At 61.3% G+C, this 19,233-nt stretch carries 20 protein-coding genes and 1 tRNA gene; 15 read left to right on the top strand and 6 right to left on the bottom strand.

What is annotated here, in order from left to right; genetic code table 11:
* Nucleotides 1-35 precede the first annotated feature (35 nt).
* On the top strand, nt 36-695 hold the full coding sequence (locus ACEK02_RS06820) for a TetR/AcrR family transcriptional regulator (RefSeq protein ID WP_371421043.1): 660 nt from the start codon (nt 36-38) through the stop codon (nt 693-695).
* A 478-nt stretch (nt 696-1,173) separates the two neighbouring features.
* The gene (locus ACEK02_RS06815; RefSeq protein ID WP_371421042.1) at nt 1,174-2,379 is read left to right on the top strand and encodes an ABC transporter substrate-binding protein; all 1,206 of its coding nucleotides are present in this window, start codon (nt 1,174-1,176) and stop codon (nt 2,377-2,379) included.
* Between the two features lie 50 nt (nt 2,380-2,429).
* Here ACEK02_RS06815 and ACEK02_RS06810 read toward each other — a convergent pair whose 3' ends face one another.
* The gene (locus ACEK02_RS06810; protein ID WP_371421041.1) at nt 2,430-2,927 is read right to left on the bottom strand and encodes a winged helix-turn-helix transcriptional regulator; all 498 of its coding nucleotides are present in this window, start codon (nt 2,925-2,927) and stop codon (nt 2,430-2,432) included.
* A gap of 181 nt (nt 2,928-3,108) precedes the next feature.
* On the opposite strand from ACEK02_RS06810, the gene ACEK02_RS06805 reads away from it, so the two are divergent.
* From ACEK02_RS06805 to ACEK02_RS06770, 8 genes are read left to right on the top strand one after another with little or no spacing between them, the layout of a single operon-like run.
* The gene (locus tag ACEK02_RS06805; protein ID WP_371421040.1) at nt 3,109-3,747 is read left to right on the top strand and encodes a 2-hydroxychromene-2-carboxylate isomerase; all 639 of its coding nucleotides are present in this window, start codon (nt 3,109-3,111) and stop codon (nt 3,745-3,747) included.
* A gap of 57 nt (nt 3,748-3,804) precedes the next feature.
* The gene (locus ACEK02_RS06800) at nt 3,805-5,358 is read left to right on the top strand and encodes a class I adenylate-forming enzyme family protein (RefSeq protein WP_371421039.1); all 1,554 of its coding nucleotides are present in this window, start codon (nt 3,805-3,807) and stop codon (nt 5,356-5,358) included.
* Between the two features lie 51 nt (nt 5,359-5,409).
* Nucleotides 5,410-6,153: an SDR family NAD(P)-dependent oxidoreductase gene (locus ACEK02_RS06795; protein WP_371421038.1), complete on the top strand. Its 744-nt coding sequence runs from the start codon at nt 5,410-5,412 to the stop codon at nt 6,151-6,153.
* 6 nt (nt 6,154-6,159) lie between these two features.
* The gene (locus ACEK02_RS06790) at nt 6,160-7,341 is read left to right on the top strand and encodes an acyl-CoA dehydrogenase family protein (protein ID WP_371421037.1); all 1,182 of its coding nucleotides are present in this window, start codon (nt 6,160-6,162) and stop codon (nt 7,339-7,341) included.
* A gap of 21 nt (nt 7,342-7,362) precedes the next feature.
* Nucleotides 7,363-8,493: an acyl-CoA dehydrogenase family protein gene (locus ACEK02_RS06785; protein ID WP_371421036.1), complete on the top strand. Its 1,131-nt coding sequence runs from the start codon at nt 7,363-7,365 to the stop codon at nt 8,491-8,493.
* 41 nt (nt 8,494-8,534) lie between these two features.
* On the top strand, nt 8,535-9,722 hold the full coding sequence (locus tag ACEK02_RS06780) for an acetyl-CoA C-acyltransferase (RefSeq protein ID WP_371421035.1): 1,188 nt from the start codon (nt 8,535-8,537) through the stop codon (nt 9,720-9,722).
* Between the two features lie 37 nt (nt 9,723-9,759).
* Nucleotides 9,760-10,767 carry an NAD(P)H-dependent flavin oxidoreductase gene (locus tag ACEK02_RS06775; RefSeq protein ID WP_371421034.1) on the top strand — a complete coding sequence of 336 codons (1,008 nt, stop codon included), beginning with the start codon at nt 9,760-9,762 and terminating at the stop codon, nt 10,765-10,767.
* A gap of 10 nt (nt 10,768-10,777) precedes the next feature.
* Nucleotides 10,778-11,545: an enoyl-CoA hydratase gene (locus tag ACEK02_RS06770; protein ID WP_371421033.1), complete on the top strand. Its 768-nt coding sequence runs from the start codon at nt 10,778-10,780 to the stop codon at nt 11,543-11,545.
* A gap of 216 nt (nt 11,546-11,761) precedes the next feature.
* On the opposite strand, the gene ACEK02_RS06765 is transcribed toward ACEK02_RS06770, so the two are convergent.
* From ACEK02_RS06765 to ACEK02_RS06755, 3 genes are all read right to left on the bottom strand, one after another.
* A tRNA-Met gene (locus ACEK02_RS06765) sits at nt 11,762-11,838 on the bottom strand.
* Between the two features lie 182 nt (nt 11,839-12,020).
* Entirely contained in the window at nt 12,021-12,500 is a 480-nt protein-coding gene (locus ACEK02_RS06760) for a VOC family protein (RefSeq protein WP_371421032.1), read from the bottom strand.
* A 22-nt stretch (nt 12,501-12,522) separates the two neighbouring features.
* The gene (locus tag ACEK02_RS06755) at nt 12,523-12,942 is read right to left on the bottom strand and encodes a VOC family protein (RefSeq protein ID WP_371421031.1); all 420 of its coding nucleotides are present in this window, start codon (nt 12,940-12,942) and stop codon (nt 12,523-12,525) included.
* A 373-nt stretch (nt 12,943-13,315) separates the two neighbouring features.
* Here ACEK02_RS06755 and ACEK02_RS06750 point away from each other — a divergent pair, with 373 nt between their 5' ends.
* From ACEK02_RS06750 to ACEK02_RS06735, 4 genes are all read left to right on the top strand, one after another.
* Entirely contained in the window at nt 13,316-14,299 is a 984-nt protein-coding gene (locus tag ACEK02_RS06750) for a tripartite tricarboxylate transporter substrate binding protein (RefSeq protein WP_371421030.1), read from the top strand.
* Nucleotides 14,300-14,381: 82 nt separating this feature from the next.
* Nucleotides 14,382-14,867 (top strand): tripartite tricarboxylate transporter TctB family protein, encoded by a 486-nt coding sequence (locus ACEK02_RS06745; protein WP_371421029.1) that lies wholly within the window; start codon nt 14,382-14,384, stop codon nt 14,865-14,867.
* Between the two features lie 15 nt (nt 14,868-14,882).
* Nucleotides 14,883-16,391, top strand: coding sequence for a tripartite tricarboxylate transporter permease (locus ACEK02_RS06740; RefSeq protein WP_371421028.1), 1,509 nt, complete (start codon nt 14,883-14,885; stop codon nt 16,389-16,391).
* Nucleotides 16,392-16,406: 15 nt separating this feature from the next.
* Nucleotides 16,407-17,315, top strand: coding sequence for a LysR family transcriptional regulator (locus ACEK02_RS06735; RefSeq protein WP_371421027.1), 909 nt, complete (start codon nt 16,407-16,409; stop codon nt 17,313-17,315).
* 18 nt (nt 17,316-17,333) lie between these two features.
* Here the strand turns inward: ACEK02_RS06735 and ACEK02_RS06730 are convergent, their stop codons facing one another.
* Both ACEK02_RS06730 and ACEK02_RS06725 read right to left on the bottom strand, forming a co-directional pair.
* Nucleotides 17,334-17,492 (bottom strand): hypothetical protein, encoded by a 159-nt coding sequence (locus ACEK02_RS06730; RefSeq protein ID WP_371421026.1) that lies wholly within the window; start codon nt 17,490-17,492, stop codon nt 17,334-17,336.
* A 132-nt stretch (nt 17,493-17,624) separates the two neighbouring features.
* Nucleotides 17,625-18,029 carry a hypothetical protein gene (locus ACEK02_RS06725; RefSeq protein WP_371421025.1) on the bottom strand — a complete coding sequence of 135 codons (405 nt, stop codon included), beginning with the start codon at nt 18,027-18,029 and terminating at the stop codon, nt 17,625-17,627.
* A gap of 133 nt (nt 18,030-18,162) precedes the next feature.
* Here ACEK02_RS06725 and ACEK02_RS06720 point away from each other — a divergent pair, with 133 nt between their 5' ends.
* The gene (locus tag ACEK02_RS06720; protein WP_371421024.1) at nt 18,163-18,921 is read left to right on the top strand and encodes a Crp/Fnr family transcriptional regulator; all 759 of its coding nucleotides are present in this window, start codon (nt 18,163-18,165) and stop codon (nt 18,919-18,921) included.
* Nucleotides 18,922-19,233: the final 312 nt, after the last annotated feature.

Genomic DNA, 19,233 nt, shown 5'->3' with positions numbered 1-19,233 from the left:
AGGTGTCAATGGAATGACAGGCATCATTTAAAAGCATGGCTCGTACCAGAACTCCCTCTGATCGGCGCGACCGGGGGCGGCCGCAACAGCGGCCGGACGACGAGACGCGCAAGGTCATCTATGAGAGCGCGCGACACGAATTTGCGCGCAGCGGGTTTGCTGCCACCAGCATGGAGGCCGTCGCTCGCCACGCGGGCGTCTCCACCAAAACTCTGTACCGGTTGATTCCCAGCAAGGCCGCTCTGTTCGAGGGCATGGTGTCCGAGCGCCTTGATCGCGTCCTGACTAGCGTCAGCCTGCCGACGGGCGCGCATGCGGGCCTCGAGCACGCCCTTCGTCATGCGCTGACGGTTTGCGCAGAGTTGGCTCTAGACAAAGAGGTGGTAGCTCTGCAGCGCATGGTGCTGCAGGAAGCGGGCAAATTCAGCGATATCGCGGGTACGTTCTATCGCAACGGAATGCAGCGCATGGTCGATTCCCTGGCAGGCTGGCTACGGGTACAACGTGACTGCGGCGCCATCGCCCTGGAAGACGTCGATGAAGCTGCCGGAATTCTCATAGGGATGATCGCGTCAGCGCCGCAACGCGCTGCTATTTTTGGTGGCGCGCCGCTTCCGCCGCGCCGGGAGATCGAGGCCCGCGTCCGTACCTGTGCCGCTCTCTTTCTGAGGGGGTGCGAGGTTCGGAAGACGTAAGCAAGATCAAAAATCCAGGACTTCGACCTTCCTCGACAAAAAGTCTTCGCGAACGCCTGTCACGACGGCTGCTGGGATCGGTCCAAATCGATCTTCGGTCCCGCACAATAAGCGGCGCCAATCAGGCGTGTGGGTCAAGCACTACGACGCCTTGCACCTCGCGCCGCTCCAGCAACCCGTGCGCCTCGGCCGTACGGCTGCCTAATCAGAGCAGCGTGTTGCAACGGGTTCTGGTTTGGTCAGCGGACGCCGGACTATGTGTCAGCCCGTGACCCCCTTGGCATGGCTGCTCGTGGCCCAAACCGCCTTTGAAATGTCGCGCGCCCGGCAGGTGGAGCGGGAGGGGGTCCGAAATCGCCATTGACAGGTTCTAAAAAAGAACTGACTAATCCAGGCGTCGGCGCTCAGCCGAAAATCGCGATCCAATGATCGCATGCCGCCGTACCTGTCACTCGGCGAGCTTCAGGGGAGGATTACGATGCGTCGAATATCGACTGCGTTAGCGATGTCGCTTGCCTGCTTGTTTGGCTGCGTGGAGGCCCGCGCGGCAGACGCTCCCGGCATCACGTCCGGAGAGATAAAGATCGGAGGCGTATACCCGTTCAGCGGTCCAGCCTCCTCCATCGGACTAACGGGCAAAGGCTTGGTCGCCTACGTCCAATCGATCAACGATCGCGGAGGCATCAACGGCCGAAAGATCAACTACATCGCTCTCGATGATGCCTACAGCCCGCCGAAAGCCGTCGAGCATGTCCGGCGTCTCGTCGAGAGCGACGAAGTGTCCTTCATCTTCGGCCAGCTCGGGACAGCGGGAAATACTGCCGTCGCCAAGTACCTCAAAGGAAAGGGCGTACCCAGCATTGCCGTGGTGAGCGGTTCAAGCAAGTTCACCGATGGGAAGGAGTTTCCGCTGACCACAACCGGCCTGGTCAGCTACGACACCGAAGGTAAGATCTACGCGAAGTTCTTGAACAAGGCGCTACCGACGGCGAAATACGCGATCCTTTACCAGAACGACGACTTGGGGAAGGACTACGTGAACGCTTTCCGCTCGTTCATGAAGGCGGATTTCGACAAGCGCGTCGTAACTGCTGCTTACGAAGTATCGGAGCCGACGGTCGACTCGCAGGTCGTCAATCTCAAGAGCTCAGGTGCCGAAGCGCTCTTCATCGCCGGCACGCCGAAGTTCGCCGCACAGGCCATCCGAAAGGCTTCCGAGATCGGCTGGAAGGCGACGGTTGTCATCAATTTTCCGTCAAGTTCGGTCGGAGGCACGCTGCGTCCGGCGGGACTGGACAAATCCGTAGGCGTCGTCGTCGGCACCATCAGCAAAGACCCTTCGGACGTGCGATGGGAGAACGACGAAGGTGTGAAGGCTTACAAGGCCTTTTTCGAAAAGTATCTGCCCGGCTCGGATTACAGCAACACCAGTTACCTGACGGGTTACATGCAGGGCATGATATTGGAGCGGATCCTCAAGCAATGTGGTGACGATCTGTCGCGGAAGAACATCGTGATACAGGCAAAGGCCATCCGCGACATGGCGTTGCCGGTGGCCGCACCCGGCATCCGGATCAACACCAGTCCAACCAATAACATGGTCTGGACACAGCTGCAGTTACAGCGCTGGAGCGGGACGAGCTGGGAGCCGTTTGGCGAGGTGCTGGACGCAAGCTCGGAGTGACCGGGCTATTTCCTTGGTCCGTCCCAACAGCGGGCGGATGGGCCAAGGAATCAAGCGGCGCTTGCTTTAGTCTTTCTTCCTTTGGATGCAACGGCCTCGCGAGCTCCGGGACCTGGATGGACGTGGACTTCCTTGGCGAGCACCGGCTCACCGCACTCCGAGCAAATCATAAGCGGGTCGAAATACTTGCCGCATGTTTTGTGTTCATGAAGCATCGGCCTGCCGCGCGAGTCGACCATATGGATGTTGCCCCAATGGACGATCGACATGATGATCGGGTAGAGGTCGAGACCCTTCTGCGTCAGAATGTATTCGTACCGCTTGGGTGCTTCCATATAAGGAATGCGTCGCAGAACGCCGAAGCGAACGAGCTTCTTGAGCCGGTCGGCCAGCAGATGCCGCGTGATGCCGAGCGACGCCTGAAAAGCATCGAACCTGCGCTTGCGCAGAAAGCACTCGCGCAAAATCATCAGGCTCCAGCGGTCGCCAATGACTGCGACAGTGCGTGCCAGCGAGCACGGCTCCTCCTCAAGTGCATCCCATTTCATTTAGTCTCTCCGGACAGCGTATTCGATACATTCTATTTTGGTACGTACCTCAAAACAATAGAGATATTGCCCTCGTGCCCCGGTAATGGTTCTGTCGATTGACAGTTCTAAAATAGAACTATAGCGTGAATGTAAGGGCGGACGCTCGATCGCGCCCACGAAGATCGAAGAGGAGGCGTGTGTGACCGACCGATTGAAGCCAGAATTCCATTTCGATTTTGGTAGTCCGAATGCCTATCTTGCAGAGGCAGCGCTGCCTGGCATCGAGCGTCGCACCGGCATTAAATTCGAGTACGTTCCCGTCCTGTTAGGGGGCATTTACAAGGCCACCGGCAACATGTCGCCCGCAGAATCCCTGCGCGGTATCAAGAACAAGCCTGAATACCAGAAGCTGGAGTCGGAGCGGTTCATCCGGCGGCACGGCATTACGAAATTCAGGAGCAACCCTTTTTTTCCGGTCAACACGCTGATGTTGATGCGCGGCGCGGTCGCGGCCCGGTTCGAAGGCGTGTTCGAGCCGTATTTTACCGCGGCCTACCATCACATGTGGGAAGAGCCGAAGAAGATGGATGACCCCGACGTCTTTGTCGCGGCCTTCAAGTCCTCCGGCATCGACATCGACAGGTTGATCGCCCGGGCGCAGCAGGACGACGTCAAGCAGAAACTCATCAAGGACACGAATGACGCGGTTGCTCGCGGGTCGTTCGGGTCGCCAACCTTCTTTGTCGGAAGCGAGATCTTCTTCGGTAAGGACAGTCTCAGGGACGTCGAAGAAGCGATCGTCGAGCAGAGGTCCGCGCTCAGGTCGAGAACAGCCTAGGTCATTCAATCACCGATAGAGGCCGCGCCAAAGCGGCTCTTCCCAGGGAGGACAAAAATGTTGAAGACGGTTGAGCCGGACGACGCGACCCGCATACTTGCCTCGCTACCTCGCCGCATCCACAGCGTCATCGATCGACATGCAGCGGAAACGCCGACCCGGGTCGCGCTGGTCGACGATGGGGGATCCTGGACCTACGGCCACCTGCGCGACGCGGTCGCCGACATCGCGCGGGATCTGACGAAAATCGGCATGAGGCCGGGCGATCGCCTGATGATCGTCAGTGAAAACAGCATTGCTCTCGCTGGCCTTCTTCTGGCGGCGAGCCGTCTCGATGTCTGGGCCATCGTCGTGAATCCGCGGCTGTCCGCACGCGAACTGGATCAGATCAGGGATCACAGCGGCGCCAGGCGCGTGCTGCTTACCGTCGGCGTTTCGAAGGAAGCGGCCACCCATGCCACGCGATACGAGGCTCAGGTCCAGACAATTGGCCCTCTTTCCGAGGTCGCGATCACGGCACTTAATGAGGAGACGTCTCCCGAACCGGTCGAGGAACGCGCGAAGGACCAGGTCGCCGTCCTGATCTACACGTCGGGCACGACCGGCACGCCGAAGGGCGTGATGCTGACGCATGAGAATCTCCTCGTCAGCGCAAAGACGACGGCCGAAATTCGTCGCATGACACCCGCGGACAAGCAGTACATCGTGCTGCCGATCTCGCACATCGTCGGGATATCGTTGCTGGTCATGACGCTGATGACCGGCGCCACTGTCAGGCTGGTCGCCAAATATGATCCAGCCGCGCTGGCGAAGGCGATCGCGGAAGAGGGCATCACCATCCTCAACGGCGTTCCTGCCACCTATCAGCGGCTGTTGGAGTACAAAGCTGTCAACGGTCTGGAGAGGCTCGATCCAGGTTCGCTGCGCCTCATTGCCGTGGCCGGGGCGCCGCTTGATCTCGAGCTCAAGTCCCGAGTGCAGCAGGAGCTCGGGCTTCCGTTGCTGAACGGTTACGGGATCACCGAGTGCTCGCCCGGCCTGTCGGGGGTACGCATCGATGCCCCGCGCGACGACCAGGCTGTGGGGCCACTGTTGCCTGGCATCGAAGCGAAGATCCTGGGAATGGATGGCGCGGCGAAGCCCGCGGGTGAGGTCGGCGAGCTTCATGTCCGTGGTCGCAACGTGATGCGCGGCTACTACCGCGCGCCTGACCTCACGGCAAAGGCGATCGATCCGGACGGATGGTTCAACACGGGTGACTTGGCGCGCTTCGAAGGCGACTGCCTTTATATCGTAGGCCGCACGAAAGAAATGATCATCCGGTCAGGCTTCAATGTCTACCCGGCGGAGATCGAAGCGGTGCTAAGCACGCATCCCTCCGTGGTGCAATGCGCGGTCGTCGGCCGACCCGTCGAGGGCAACGAGGAGGTCGTGGCCTTCGTGCAGCTTCTTCAGGGTACCGAGACGACCGCCGACGACCTGATCGCACATGTCAGCCCTCAACTGACATCCTACAAACGCCCCTCCGAGATCATCGTGCTGCCGGCGCTGCCGGCCACGTCCACTGGCAAGATCCTCAAACACAAGCTGGCGGAGTCGCTGCGCAGCTAATCAGATCGCGGCGGCTGTCGTCGCGCCAAACTCGCTTCCGGGAGAACTCAGTTGGAAAAACGCAATGCAACGGTCGCCGTCGTCGGCGCCGGCGACTTCATCGGCGGTGAAATCGCCAAAAAATTCGCAGCCGAAGGCTTCACGGTATTCGTAGGCCGGCGCCAGGGTGAGAAGCTGGAGCCGCTGATCAAGGAGATCGAGGCTGCCGGTGGGACCGTGTTTGGACGGGCTCTCGATGCGCGCAAGGAAGATGAGATGGTGAAATTCATCTCCGATGCCGACGCCCATGCTCCTTTGGAAGTGTGCGTTTTCAATATCGGCGCCAACGTCAATTTTCCGATCGTCGAGACCACGGAGCGGGTGTTCCGCAAGGTCTGGGAAATGGCGTGCTATTCGGGATTCCTCGCTGGGCGCGAGGCAGCCCGGGCAATGCTGGCACGCGGGAAGGGGAACATCTTCTTCACCGGAGCGACGGCAAGCCTGCGCGGCGGCAACGGTTTCGCAGCCTTCGCGAGCGCCAAGTTCGGTCTCCGGGCCGTCGCGCAATCGATGGCCCGGGAACTCGGGCCAAAGAACATTCATGTCGCGCACCTGATCATCGACTCTAGCGTGGACACGGAATGGGTGCGGCAGTTGATCACCAGCCGCGAAGGGCCGAAGGCGATGGAAAACCTCGATCCGAACCGGCTCATGCGGCCGGCGGCGGTCGCCGAGGCATACTGGTCCCTCTACCAGCAACCGCGCGACGCGTGGACCTTCGAGCATGAGATTCGTCCATTCGGCGAGAAGTGGTAGCTCGCCATGGAGCTCAACCTCTCGGCCGAAGACGCGGCATTCCGTGACGAAGCTCGCTCCTTCATCGCAGAAAACTACCCGAAGGAAATGCGTGTCGCGAATCCCGAGACGGATCTCACGAAAGAGCAATCGCTCCTTTGGCACAGGATCCTCCATCAGAAGGGCTGGATCGCGCCGCTCTGGCCGAAGGAATATGGCGGCCCCGGTTGGTCGCTGACCCAGCGCTTCATCTGGGAGCAGGAGACCTCGCGTACGGGAACGCTTCCGCCGCTCGCCTTCAGCGTGACCATGGTCGGCCCGGTCATCTACACCTTCGGGACGGACGCGCAGAAGGCGAGGTTCCTGCCACGCATATTGTCAGGCGAGGACTGGTGGTGCCAAGGTTACTCGGAGCCGGGTTCGGGGTCGGATCTAGCGTCCGTCAGGACCAAGGCGGTTCGCGACGGCGATCACTACGTCGTCAACGGACACAAGACATGGACTACTCTCGCGCAGCACGCGGACTGGATCTTCTGTCTCGTCCGCACCGATCCGTCCGCAAAGCCCCAGGCGGGTATCTCCTTCCTGTTGATCGACATGAAGACGCCCGGCGTCACCGTGCGCCCGATCATCACCATCGACGGCTCACATGAGGTCAACGACGTCTTCCTTGAGGACGTGCGGGTGCCGATCGAGAATCTGATCGGCGAGGAGAACAAAGGCTGGACCTACGCAAAATTCCTCCTCGGCAACGAACGCACCAGTATGGCGGGTATCGGTCGTTCGACCCGGTACCTGCGGCGGCTCAAGGACATCGTCAGGGCTGAAATTCCCGAGGACGATCCGAGTTTCGCGGAGTTCATCCGTGAGATCGCCCGTGTCGAACTGGATGTGCTGGCCCTCGAAGCGACGGAATTGAGGGTCGTCGCGCAGATGTCGCGCGGTATCGATCCCGGCGCGGCCGCATCGCTCTTCAAGATCAGAGGCACCGAGATCTTCCAGCGCATTACCGACCTCACGCACCGCGCGATGGGCAACTACGGCGTCGCTCTTCGGGAGCATCCCGTCAGTAGCAACCGTTTCATGCCCGGGCCTGAGTATGGGCATACGTCGGCTGAAAAATACCTCAACTCGCGCAAGCTCAGCATCTACGGCGGATCCAACGAGATTCAACGCAACATCATCGCGAAAGCCGTGCTCGGTCTTTGACCCGCACCAGGAGAGGCGTCCATGGACATCGAACTGACCGTAGACCAGGAATTGCTCCGCAACAGCGTGCAACGCTTCCTGAAGGATGAATACGGCTTCGATGACCGAGCGAAGATCGTCGCGGGCGAAGATGGTTGGAGTCGCGCGGTGTGGGCAAAGTTCGCCGACCTCGGTCTTCTGGCGGCACCGTTCGCGGAGGAACATGGCGGCCTTGGAAACGGCCCGTTGACGACCATGATCGTCATGCAGGAGTTCGGCCGCAGCCTTGTCGTCGAGCCATATTTCGAGACCGTCGTGCTGGCGGGAGGGCTGATCGAGGCTTTGGGCACCGATGGTCAACGCCAGGAGTTGCTCGCCGAGATCGCCGCGGGGGAAGCGACATGGGCGCTGGCCTGGGCCGAACCCGGATCTCGCTACAATCTCAACAAGGTGTCGGTGTCCGCCGACCGACGTGGCGATGACTACGTCCTGTCGGGAACAAAAGCCGCCGTGATCTGTGCTCCGTGGGCCGACCGATTGATCGTCTCCGCAAGGACGTCCGGCCGGGACGGCGATCGCGACGGCGTGTCCCTCTTCATCGTCGACAGCCGGGCGGCCGGTCTGCACATGCAAGGCTACCGGACGATCGACGGCAGGCGGGCGGCCGAGATCACGCTGAAGGATGTCCGAGTCCCGGCGAGCAACCTGCTCGGACGCGAAGGCCAGGGGAGTGCTGCACTCGAAAACTGCCGCGACCGGGCCATCGGCGGATTGTGTGCCGAGGCCATAGGCGCGATGACCGAATTGAACGCGGCGACACTCGACTACAGCAAGACCCGCAAGCAGTTCGGGGTGACGCTCGGATCATTTCAGGTGCTGCAGCATCGAATGGTCGACATGTTCATCGCGCTGCAGGAATCCGTCTCACTCATGCAGCATCTGACCCTGACGCTGGCGTCCAACGACGCCGATGTCACGAAGCTCGCCTCCGGTGCGAAGACAAAGGTCGGATATGCTGCGCGCTTTATCGGCGAACAGGCGATCCAGCTGCACGGTGGCATGGGCATGAGCGACGAGCTCAAGGTCGGTCACTATTTCAAGCGGATCGGCGCCATCGACATCCAGTTCGGCGACCCCGCTTTCCATCTGATGCGATTCGCCCGCGCAGCGTGACACTCAGTCACGCCCGTTCCATGCAGCAAAGGAAATAGTAAATGACCGAAGCCGTAATCGTATCGACCGCTCGCACCCCGATCGGAAAGGCCTACAAGGGCGCGCTCAACAATACCGAAGGTGCGACCATGATGGGACACGCCATTTCGGCGGCGCTCGCTCGTGCGAACATCGTCGGGGGAGAAGTCGAGGACGTGGTGATGGGATGCGCCATGCAGCAGGGCACGACGGGGTCGAACATCGCGCGTAAGGCTCTGCTTCGCGCCGGTCTTCCCATCACGGTCGCCGGCACCACCATCGACAGACAGTGCGCGTCGGGGCTTCAGGCGATCGCGCTTGCCGCTCGGTCGGTGATCTTCGATGGCGTGGAGGTCGCGGTCGGTGGAGGCGGTGAATCCATAAGCCTCGTCCAGAATGAGCATATGAATCAGTGGCACGCGGTTGACCCAGAGCTGCTGGCGATCAAAGGCGACGCTTACATCGCCATGCTGGATACGGCCGAAAACGTCGCAAAACGCTACAACATCTCTCGGGACGCGCAGGACGAATACAGTCTCGAAAGTCAGCGCCGTACCGCGGCCGCGCAGCAGGCCGGCCGCTTCAATGACGAACTGGCGCCGATCAAGACGACGATGGCCGTGACGAACAAGGAGACCGGCGCCATCTCCTACAACGAGATCACGCTCTCGACAGACGAGGGCCCGCGTCCCGACACCACCGCCGAGGGGTTGGCCAAGGTGAAGCCCGCGAAGGGCCCCGGCTACACGATCACCGGCGGCAACGCGAGCCAGCTATCGGATGGTGCCAGCGCCACCGTTATCATGAGTGACAAGCTCGCCGCCCAGAAGGGCCTGAAGCCACTCGGGATCTTTCGTGGCTTCGTCTCGGCGGGTTGCGAGCCCGACGAGATGGGCATCGGTCCGATCTTCGCCGTCCCGCGTCTCCTCAAACGTCATGGTCTTACGATCGACGACATCGACCTTTGGGAATTGAACGAGGCATTCGCGGTTCAGGTTATCTACTGCCGCGACAAACTCGGCATTGATCCCGAGAGGCTCAACGTCAACGGCGGCTCCATCGCGGTCGGTCACCCCTATGGCATGACCGGCGCGCGATTGACGGGTCATGCGTTGATCGAGGGGCGTCGTCGCAAGGCGAAGTACGCGGTGGTGACGATGTGCGTCGGCGGCGGGATGGGTGCCGCGGGTTTGCTCGAGATCGTTCACTGATAATCAGAAACCTAAACAGCGAGAGTCGGAGACGATCATGAGAACCGCGATCACAGACCTGTTCGGGATCGAACATCCCATCATTCAGGGCGGCATGCACTATGTAGGCTTTGCCGAACTCGCCGCGGCCGTCTCGAATGCCGGCGGCCTCGGCATTATCACCGGATTGACCCAGCGCACGCCCGAGAAGCTCGCGAAGGAGATCGCGCGCTGTCATGACATGACCGACAAGCCGTTCGGTGTGAACCTGACATTTCTTCCGACGTTCGACGCGCCGCCCTATCCAGAATACATCGCCGCCATTAAGGAAGGTGGCATCAAGGCGGTGGAGACCGCAGGTCGAAGCCCTGAGCAATATATGCCAGCCCTGAAAGAGGCGGGGATCAAGGTCATCCACAAGTGCACTTCCGTTCGCCATTCGTTGAAGGCGGAGAAGATCGGCTGCGACGCCGTCAGCGTCGACGGCTTCGAATGCGGCGGCCATCCCGGCGAAGATGACATGCCAAACATGATTCTGCTGCCGCGTGCTGCCGAAGAGCTGAAGATCCCGTTCGTTGCATCGGGAGGGATGGCCGACGCGCGTAGTCTGGTTGCGGCGCTCGCGATGGGCGCTGCGGGCATGAACATGGGCACCCGGTTCGTGGCAACCAAAGAGGCGCCGGTCCATCAGAACGTCAAGGATGCGATTGTGAAGGCGTCGGAACTCGATACGCGTCTGGTGATGCGCTCGCTGAGGAATACCGAGCGCGTTCTCAATAACGCCGGAGTCGAGCGGCTGATCGCAACCGAACGCGTTAAGGGCGACTCATTGGTCATAGGCGACATCATCAACGAAGTGGCGGGCGTGTATCCGAAAGTCATGGTCGACGGTGACATGGACGCCGGCGCCTGGAGCTGCGGCATGGTTGCGGGCCTCATCAACGACATCCCGACCGTCAAGGAACTGATCGATCGCATCATGGCGGACGCCGAAAGCATCATCCGCCAGCGCTTGACCGGTTTTCTCGACGCCTCTGCCCGCGAACCCCTGCGCGCCGCAAGCTGAGGACCATGGTATGACGGATCATGTGAAGACGGACGTCGTCGATGGCGTGATGACGCTCACGATCTCGCGCCCCGAGAAGAAGAACGCGCTGACCGGAGCGATGTACAACGCGATGTCGGAAGGCCTCGAACGCGCCGAAAGGGATCCCGCCGTCAAGGTCGTTCTGTTTCAGGGCGATGGCGACAGCTTCACCTCCGGCAACGACCTGGCGGACTTCGCGGCCCAGTCCAAGGCAAACGAAACCAGCGACAGTCCCGCTTTCCGGTTCATCGGCAATCTAGCAAAGGCGACCAAGCCGCTTGTCGCGGCCGTCCAGGGAAACGCCGTCGGGGTCGGAACCACAATGCTCCTGCATTGCGATCTCGTATACCTGGCGGACAATGCGCGCCTCATCACGCCTTTCGTCAATCTGGCGCTGGTGCCCGAAGCCGCGTCGAGTTGGTTGCTCCCTTCGCGGATCGGGCACGTGAGGGCCTATGCCATGTTCGCGTTGGGAGAGCCGATGGATGCCGCAACTGCACTTCAATGCGGACTTGCCAATGCCGTTGTCCCTCTCGGCGAGGTTCGTGGGAGGGCGGCGACCGCCGCCCTGACATTGACGCAGCGTCCGACGGGCGCACTTCGCCATACAAAGCTTTTGATGCGGGAGCAGCAGGAAATGGTCGAAAGGATTGCGGAGGAGAGCGCTCTTTTCAAGGAGCGGCTTCAGAGCGCGGAAGCCCGCGAGGCCTTCTCTGCCTTTATAGAGAAGCGAAAGCCCGATTTCACGAAAGTCTAAAGATCTATCGGATTCCGGACACGCGCCATTCCTGGAGGAAGCGCAGCGGTTCAACCGTGACCTGGCCGATTTTAGGGAAGCGATCTCGACGCGCTAAAGATAATGGTGAGGGTGGGCTGACGGATCCAAGCTGTCAGCCACCTCGGTACAGCGCAAAAATGCAGAAAACCCGCTCGGTGGCAGGCTTCCTAAGATACTGTGAACAAAGGAGAAAATTGGTAGCGAGGAGTGGACTCGAACCACCGACCCCAGGATTATGATTCCCGTGCTCTAACCAACTGAGCTACCCCGCCACGGTATCCGGAGGGGACAAATTGTCCCCCGGCGAATGCGCGGCATATAAGAAGTCGGGGGACTCGATGTCAAGCAAGGCAGCGTCTGAAATCGGTGCCTGAAATCGATGTTCCTGCCACCCGGCCTCCGATTTTGGGGCCGGGCCGCTATCGCCGCCCGATCAGGCATTTATGACCGGGATCTAGCCGCCATCGAAGGCCTTTTTCAGCGCGGGCAGGTCGAGTTTGACCATGCCCATCATCGCCGTCATGGCGCGTTTCGACCCTTCGATATTGTCGCTGGCGACCATCTCCGTGAAGCCCTTGGGCACGATCTGCCACGGAACGCCCCAGCGGTCGTTAAGCCAGCCGCATTGTTGCGGCTTGCCGCCATTGGCGAGGAGGGCATCCCAGAGCCGGTCGGTTTCTGCCTGATCGTCGCAATGGACGGTGAAGGACACCGCATGGCTGAACTGGGCGGGCGAGCCACCATTCAGGCCGATGAAGCTTTGACCGGCCAGTGTGAAGCCGACCACGAGGACGTCACCGGCCTTGCCGGACGGCGTGTCGATCGGGCTGCGCTGCACGGTGTCGACAGACGAGTTCGGCAGTAGCGAACAGTAGAACTTCGCGGCCGCTTCGGCCTCGTTCACGTACCAGATGCAGGGGGAAATCTTCGACATCGTCGTTCCCTTTCTTGCTTGCTCAGTCCGCCATCGCAGCCTGCGCCGCGGCCATGTCCATCCACATCACTTCCCAGATATGGCCGTCCGGGTCCTCATAGCTGCGGCCATACATGAAGCCTAAATCCTGCACCGGCGTCGGATCCAGGCCGCCGCCGGCGGCCTTCGCCTTGGCGACGAGGCCGTCGACTTCGTCGCGGCTGTCGGCGGAGAGGCAGATCAGAACTTCGCTCGATGTCTTCGCATCGACGATCTTTTTCGAGGTGAACTGGCGATACTTGTCATGGGTCAGCAGCATCGCGTGGATGGTGTCGGAGAACACCATGCAGGCAGCGGTGTCGTCGGAGAATTGCGGATTCTTGGTGGCACCCACCGCTTCATAGAAGGCGACGGCGCGGGGCAGGTCGGTGACTGGCAGGTTGACGAAGATCAGTTTGCTCATCGGAAGGACTCCAGTGGGTATGCGTTCTGAATGTTCTCTTTAGCGATTGTCCTGCAAAGGACGTTTGGGCCGGCCGCGATCCGACATCGCCCGTGACATTCTTTCAGTTATTTTTGCAGGCGGAATTTCTCTCCGCCGCGATCAATATTCCAGTCCGGCGATCTCCGCGTGCAGACGGAATGTCGCATGGTCTATGCGCATTGCGAATTGCGGCGGCGACCAAATCATCGTTGATTGCAAGTGACGCCAGACGCGTGCGCAGTCGGTTCGGAAACATGTCCTTTTCTTGGGTTTGTTCCGCGCTAGACTGAACGACGACAATAAAAATACAGCCGGTCCGGGCATCACCCCGGAATCGCAGAGGGAGAAATACATGTTGCAACGCAATCGCTTTGCTTTGTCCGCTGCCGTCGCGCTCGCCGCGGCCGCCACCATGTTCGGCGGTGCAGTCCAGGCACAGGAATATCCCACCAAACCGATCACGCTGATCGTGCCGTGGCCGGCCGGTGGCTCCACCGACATTTCGATGCGTGCGATTGCCGATGCTGCGTCCAAGCATCTCGGCCAGCCGATCGCCGTCGACAACAAGGGCGGCGGTGGCGGCACAGTCGGTCCCGCGACCATGGCGGCCGCGGCGAAGCCGGATGGCTACACCATCTCGCAGATTCCGATCACGGTGTTCCGTCTGCCGCTGATGCAGGAGGTGTCGTGGAATCCCGACAAGGATTTCAGCTACATCATCCATCTCACCGGCTATACTTTCGGCATCACCACCAATGCGGAGTCGCAATTCAAGACCTGGAAGGACGTGGTCGATTTCGCCAAGGCCAATCCCGGCAAGGTGACCTATGCGACGCCGGGGACCGGCACCTCGTTGCATGTGGGCATGGAGCAGATCGCCGCATTGGCCGGCATCAAGCTCACGCAGGTGCCGTTCAAGGGCGGCGCGGAAACCAATGCCGCCGTGCTCGGCAATCACACCATGCTGCAGGCGGATTCCACCGGCTGGCGGCCGCTGGTCGATGCCGGCAAGCTGCGCCTCCTGATGGTATGGACCGACAAACGTTCGCCGAACTTCCCGGATGCGCCGACCTTGAAGGAGAGCGGCTACCCGATGGTCTACGACTCGCCGTTCGGCATCGCCGGGCCGAAGGGCATGGATCCGAAGATCGTCGCCAAGCTGCACGACGCCTTCAAGAAGGCCATCGACGATCCCGCTGTCATTGCGACGCTGGCGAAATACGACATGGTGCCGAACTACAAGAACACCGAGGACTACAAGAAGTTCGTCGTCGAGGTCACCAATTCCGAGCGCAAGGTGATCGAGAGCATCGGCCTGGGCAAGAAGGCGAATTGATCGTCGCGTAACGACATCGGGCGCATGCGATGAAACCATCGCATGCGCCTTCATTTCAATTTGATTTCCCGGGACAGAAGCGATGACTGACCAAACCCGCCCGCCATTCCGGCTCAACAATTCCGAACTGTGGACCGGCGTGATCGGCATTGCGCTTGGCGTGTTCGTCATTCGCTCCGGCCTCAAGCTGAAGCTCGGTACCATCAACGACCCCGGCTCCGGCTTCATGCTGTTCTATATCGGCCTGCTGATGTGCGCTTTCGCCGTGACCATCGTGCTCGCTTCGATCACGGAAGGCGGCCCGACCTTCGGCTCGCGCTGGGAAGGCGCAAGCTGGAGCAAGCCGGTCGCGATCATCGTCATCCTCTCGGCCTATGCCTTTGCGCTTGAGCCGCTCGGCTTCCTGATCTCGACCATTCCGTTGATGCTGCTGCTGTTGCGCGTCATCGATCCGGTGCGCTGGACGCTGGCGATCCCGCTCGCGGTGCTGGCGCCGCTCAGTGTGTGGTGGGTGCTGAAACACGCCCTGCTGATCCAGTTGCCTTCGGGCATGTTCGAAATCGGCTGACGGGAAACACGGATCATGGATGTTCTCGTCAATGTCATGCACGGCTTCGGCATCGCGCTGCAGCCCGTCAATATCCTCTATTGCTTCATCGGTGTGTTCATCGGCACGCTGGTCGGCGTGCTGCCGGGCATCGGCCCGATCTCGGCAATGTCGCTGCTGTTGCCTGTCACACTGTCCGGCACGCCGGAGTCCGGCATCATCATGATGGCCGGCATCTATTACGGCTCGATGTATGGCGGCTCGACCACCTCGATCCTCGTCAACATCCCCGGCGAAGCCGCCTCCGTGGTCACCTGCATCGACGGCCACCAGATGGCGAAACAGGGGCGTGCCGGCCCGGCACTCGGCATTTCCGCGCTCGGCTCGTTCATCGCCGGCACCTTCGCGCTGGTGATGCTGATGCTGGTGGCGCCGTCGCTCGCCTCGGTCGCCATTGCCTTCGGCCCCGCCGAATATGCCAGCCTGATGGTGCTTGGCCTCGTCGTCCTGACCTTCCTCACCCAGGGCTCGATGGCCAAGGCGCTGCTGATGGCCTGCATCGGTATCGTGCTCGGTCTTGTCGGCCTCGACAGCATCACCGCGCAGCCGCGGCTGACCTTCGGCCGCATCGAACTGATCGACGGTATCGGCCTCGTACCTGTGGTGATGGGTCTGTTCGGGCTCGGCGAAGTGCTGCTCAACACCGAGCAGGCCATCAAGCGCGACATCATCAATGCGAAGATCACGCAGCTTCTGCCCGACAAGGAAGACTGGAAAGCCAGTGCCGGGCCCATCGGGCGCGGCACCATCCTCGGCTTCTTCCTCGGCATCCTGCCGGGTGGCGGCGCGGTGGTCGCATCCTTCGCGTCCTATGCGCTGGAGAAACGTCTGTCCAGAACGCCGGAGCGTTTCGGTCATGGCGCCATCGAAGGCGTCGCCGGACCTGAGGCCGCGAACAACGCGGCGGCCGGTGGCGCGTTCATTCCGCTGATGACCCTCGGCATTCCGCCCAATGTGGTGATGGCGCTGCTGCTCGGCGCCTTCGTGATCCACGGGCTGCAGCCCGGCCCGCTGCTGATCACGCAGAACCCCGGCCTGTTCTGGGGCATCGTCGCCAGCATGTATATCGGCAACGTCATGCTGCTGGTGCTGAACCTGCCGCTGATCGGCATGTGGGTGAAGCTGCTGAAGCTGCCTTACAACGTGCTATTCCCGCTCATCATCCTGTTCACCATCATCGGCGTCTATTGCAGCAGCAACAATGTGTTCGACGTCTATGTCATGGTCGGCTTCGGCGTTATTGGCTACTTCATGCGCAAGTTCGGCTATGAGCCGGCGCCGCTGGTGCTGGCCTTCGTGCTCGGTCCGTTGCTGGAGAACAATCTGCGCAAGTCGCTGATCCTGTCGCAGGGCGATCTGATGACCTTCGTCGAGCGGCCGATCTCGGCGGCCTGTCTCGTGCTGGCCGTCGTGCTGCTGATCGCGCCCTTGCTGCCGGCGCTGCGCAGGAAGCGCGAGATGGTCGCACTCGACGAGGGCGCGTAGCCGGAGAGCGTCATCATGGATACCGAACTGGCCAGGACATTCCTTGCGGTGGTGAGCGCGGGGAATTTCGCGGCCGCGGCGGACAAGCTCCATGTCACGCAGTCGACGGTGAGCGCGCGGATCCAGACGCTGGAGCAGTTGCTGCGCGTGACGCTGTTCGTGCGCAACAAGGCGGGGGCCGCGCTGACGCCGGCCGGCCGCCAGTTTCAGAAACACGCGTCCACGCTGGTGCGCACGGTGGAACAGGCGCGGCAGGATGTGGGCATCGCCAGGGGGTTCAGCGGTACGCTGACCGTGGGCGGTCGAATCGGATTGTGGGAGGAGTATCTGCTGCACTGGTTGCCGCTGATGCGCGCGAAACATCCGGATATCGCGATCCGCGCCGAGAGTGCCCTCGAACCCGAATTGATGCAGGGCCTCGTTGAAGGTCGTATCGATATCGGTGTGATGTATACGCCGCAGAGCCGGCCCGGGCTCAAGGTCGAGCAGTTGTTCGAGGACCATCTCATCCTGGTGTCGACCAGCAGGAACAGCGCGCCGTTGCCGCAGCCGGGTTACGTCTATATCGACTGGGGTCCGGAATTCTACGCGCGCCACATGGCGCTGTTTCCGGATTTCGCAGGGCCATCGCTCACTGCCAATATAGGCTGGCTCGGCTTGCAGCATGTGCTGGAGAATGGCGGCTCCGGATATTTTCCGCGACGCATCGTTACGCCCTTGCTGAAGGCTCGGCGATTGCATGTGGTCGCAAACGCGCCGGTGTTTTCGATGTCGGCTTATGTCGCCTATCCCGGGGATCGCGACGACACGGTCATTGCCGAAGCGGTCACACTCATGCATCGCCTCGCGCGTGACGCGGCCAACAATAAGCCCGCGCCTGCAGGGCAGGCGCGAGCGCCGAAACGTCCGGCAAGGAGGACGTGATGCGAGGCGTCGGTTCGGCTAGGCGCCGGACGGATGTCCCGATGTCGCAACGATTGCCGCGATCTCATCGGCATTGTGCCGAGATCCTCGGGCATTGGTCAGGCGTGCGACGACCGCCGCAGCAAAGGCGAACAGCGCGAGAGCGACCGATACGTCGGGGCGAATGATCATTTTCATGGTCGGCTCCTGCATGATCGAGGGGCGGGCGTCGCCGCCCCGGAGTGCCACCAAGCCTAGGTCCGCCCTGAATTTTGACAAACGAATGTTATTGGTGCTTGCAATCGGATTTCCCGATTTGAAATGAGCCGCTCACGCGGCTGTGGGCGCCCGCATCGGGGAGCCGGGCATCAGATCAAACGGCTGCTCGATGACGATGCTCGGACAGCGCAGCGACGCTGCGACCTGGCTGGTCGAGGCAACCACGGCATGGTCGATCTGCGAGCCGGGAATTTGGGCGACGATCAGCTGCGCAATGCAGAGCTGGTTGCAGCCGCGCAGGTCGAGATCGACGCGGTAGGCAAACAGCGCATGGACGATGTCGCGCCGGTCGCGGATCACGATCAACCCGTTGTCGCCGGAATCGGCATCGGTCCGCCGGCGCACGAAATCCAGCCATGCATCCAGCGTAATGCTGGCATCGTGCAGATAGACGAGCGGATAGGCGGCCCGGGCATCGGCCCAAGTCATTGGTTGCGCCTGATATTCCTCATTCATGGCTGGATTCCCGCATGGCCGGCAAAATTGGCGGGGATGGGCTGTTCCGGCATTGATATGGGTCAAAGCGTCCGGGATTGATCCATGTCAAATGGTGTAGAGTGATTATCAGCCTCGCAAGACGAAACCAGAGATGGACACTGCCATGACCTTCGCAGAGCCAGCGGTCGAGACCTGTGCCGGAGAGCACGACTGCAAGCACGGCCGCGGCGGAAACGGCTGCGACGACTGCAAGGTGCGCCTGTTCAGCGTCTGCGGCGCCCTGGAGCCGGCGGAACTCGACGAGCTCGACCGCCTCAGCCAGGTCAAGAATTTCCCGGCCAAGACCATGCTGTTCGACCAGGGCGCCTTGGCCGGCAGCGTGTTCAATGTCACCGAAGGCATCGTCCGGCTGTACAAGTCGCTGCCCGATGGCCGCCGTCAGATCGTCGGCTTCGCGCTGCCGGGCGACTTCCTCGGACTTGCGCTGATGGACCGCTACGGCGTCGCCGCCGAGGCCGTAACGCCCGTGCGCGTCTGCCGCTTCAGCCGCGCCGCTTTCCTGACCTATGTCGACGGCAAGCCGCATCTGCTGCGCCGCCTGCATGAATTCGCCGGCCATGAACTCAGCCTTGCGCAGGACCAGATGCTGCTGCTCGGCCGTCGTACCGCCGACGAGAAGGTCGCCGCCTTCCTGCTGAACCTGCAGGCCCGCTATGGCCGCATCGGCGCGAAATCGGTCAACATTCCGCTGCCCATGAGCCGGCAGGACATCGCCGATTATCTCGGCCTGACCATCGAGACCGTCAGCCGCACGCTGACCAAACTCGCCAGGGAAAAGACCGTGGTCGTGGTGCCCGATGGCGTGCGCCTGCTGTCCACCGACCGGCTGGATCAACTCGCCGCGGCCTAGCTTCGTTTTCTTACCTCGCCCCGCTTGCGAGGAGAGGTCGCCTTTCATGCGAAGCATGTGGAGGGCGGGTGAGGGGGAGTCTCAACTGAAACTCCCCCTCACCCGTCTCGATCCACCCTCTCCCCGCCTAGCGAAGCTTTGCTTCGCGCGGCGGGGCGAGGGCAGCGCCGCATCTCCCACCGCAATCTTGATCCATCTCAAATGCGTAGGATGGGTAGAGCGCAGGCGCGCTTGCGCCGGAGCGAAACCCATCATTTGTACGCAAGAAAGCGATGGGTTTCGCTTCGCTCACCCTATCCGACGTGGTGCCGC

The organism is Tardiphaga sp., from assembly GCF_041424195.1.
Classification (GTDB): domain Bacteria; phylum Pseudomonadota; class Alphaproteobacteria; order Rhizobiales; family Xanthobacteraceae; genus Tardiphaga.
Note: the sequence above shows the minus strand (reverse complement) of the source record. Positions and strands in the feature narration are given on the sequence as shown.

Coding starts and splice junctions, on each gene's coding strand:
- ACEK02_RS06820 (WP_371421043.1), top strand. CDS start 36: ATGGCTCGTACCAGAACTCCCTCTGATCGGCGCGACCGGGGGCGGCCG.
- ACEK02_RS06815 (WP_371421042.1), top strand. CDS start 1,174: ATGCGTCGAATATCGACTGCGTTAGCGATGTCGCTTGCCTGCTTGTTT.
- ACEK02_RS06810 (WP_371421041.1), bottom strand. CDS start 2,927: ATGAAATGGGATGCACTTGAGGAGGAGCCGTGCTCGCTGGCACGCACT.
- ACEK02_RS06800 (WP_371421039.1), top strand. CDS start 3,805: ATGTTGAAGACGGTTGAGCCGGACGACGCGACCCGCATACTTGCCTCG.
- ACEK02_RS06790 (WP_371421037.1), top strand. CDS start 6,160: ATGGAGCTCAACCTCTCGGCCGAAGACGCGGCATTCCGTGACGAAGCT.
- ACEK02_RS06785 (WP_371421036.1), top strand. CDS start 7,363: ATGGACATCGAACTGACCGTAGACCAGGAATTGCTCCGCAACAGCGTG.
- ACEK02_RS06780 (WP_371421035.1), top strand. CDS start 8,535: ATGACCGAAGCCGTAATCGTATCGACCGCTCGCACCCCGATCGGAAAG.
- ACEK02_RS06775 (WP_371421034.1), top strand. CDS start 9,760: ATGAGAACCGCGATCACAGACCTGTTCGGGATCGAACATCCCATCATT.
- ACEK02_RS06770 (WP_371421033.1), top strand. CDS start 10,778: ATGACGGATCATGTGAAGACGGACGTCGTCGATGGCGTGATGACGCTC.
- ACEK02_RS06760 (WP_371421032.1), bottom strand. CDS start 12,500: ATGTCGAAGATTTCCCCCTGCATCTGGTACGTGAACGAGGCCGAAGCG.
- ACEK02_RS06755 (WP_371421031.1), bottom strand. CDS start 12,942: ATGAGCAAACTGATCTTCGTCAACCTGCCAGTCACCGACCTGCCCCGC.
- ACEK02_RS06750 (WP_371421030.1), top strand. CDS start 13,316: ATGTTGCAACGCAATCGCTTTGCTTTGTCCGCTGCCGTCGCGCTCGCC.
- ACEK02_RS06745 (WP_371421029.1), top strand. CDS start 14,382: ATGACTGACCAAACCCGCCCGCCATTCCGGCTCAACAATTCCGAACTG.
- ACEK02_RS06740 (WP_371421028.1), top strand. CDS start 14,883: ATGGATGTTCTCGTCAATGTCATGCACGGCTTCGGCATCGCGCTGCAG.
- ACEK02_RS06735 (WP_371421027.1), top strand. CDS start 16,407: ATGGATACCGAACTGGCCAGGACATTCCTTGCGGTGGTGAGCGCGGGG.
- ACEK02_RS06730 (WP_371421026.1), bottom strand. CDS start 17,492: ATGAAAATGATCATTCGCCCCGACGTATCGGTCGCTCTCGCGCTGTTC.
- ACEK02_RS06725 (WP_371421025.1), bottom strand. CDS start 18,029: ATGAATGAGGAATATCAGGCGCAACCAATGACTTGGGCCGATGCCCGG.
- ACEK02_RS06720 (WP_371421024.1), top strand. CDS start 18,163: ATGGACACTGCCATGACCTTCGCAGAGCCAGCGGTCGAGACCTGTGCC.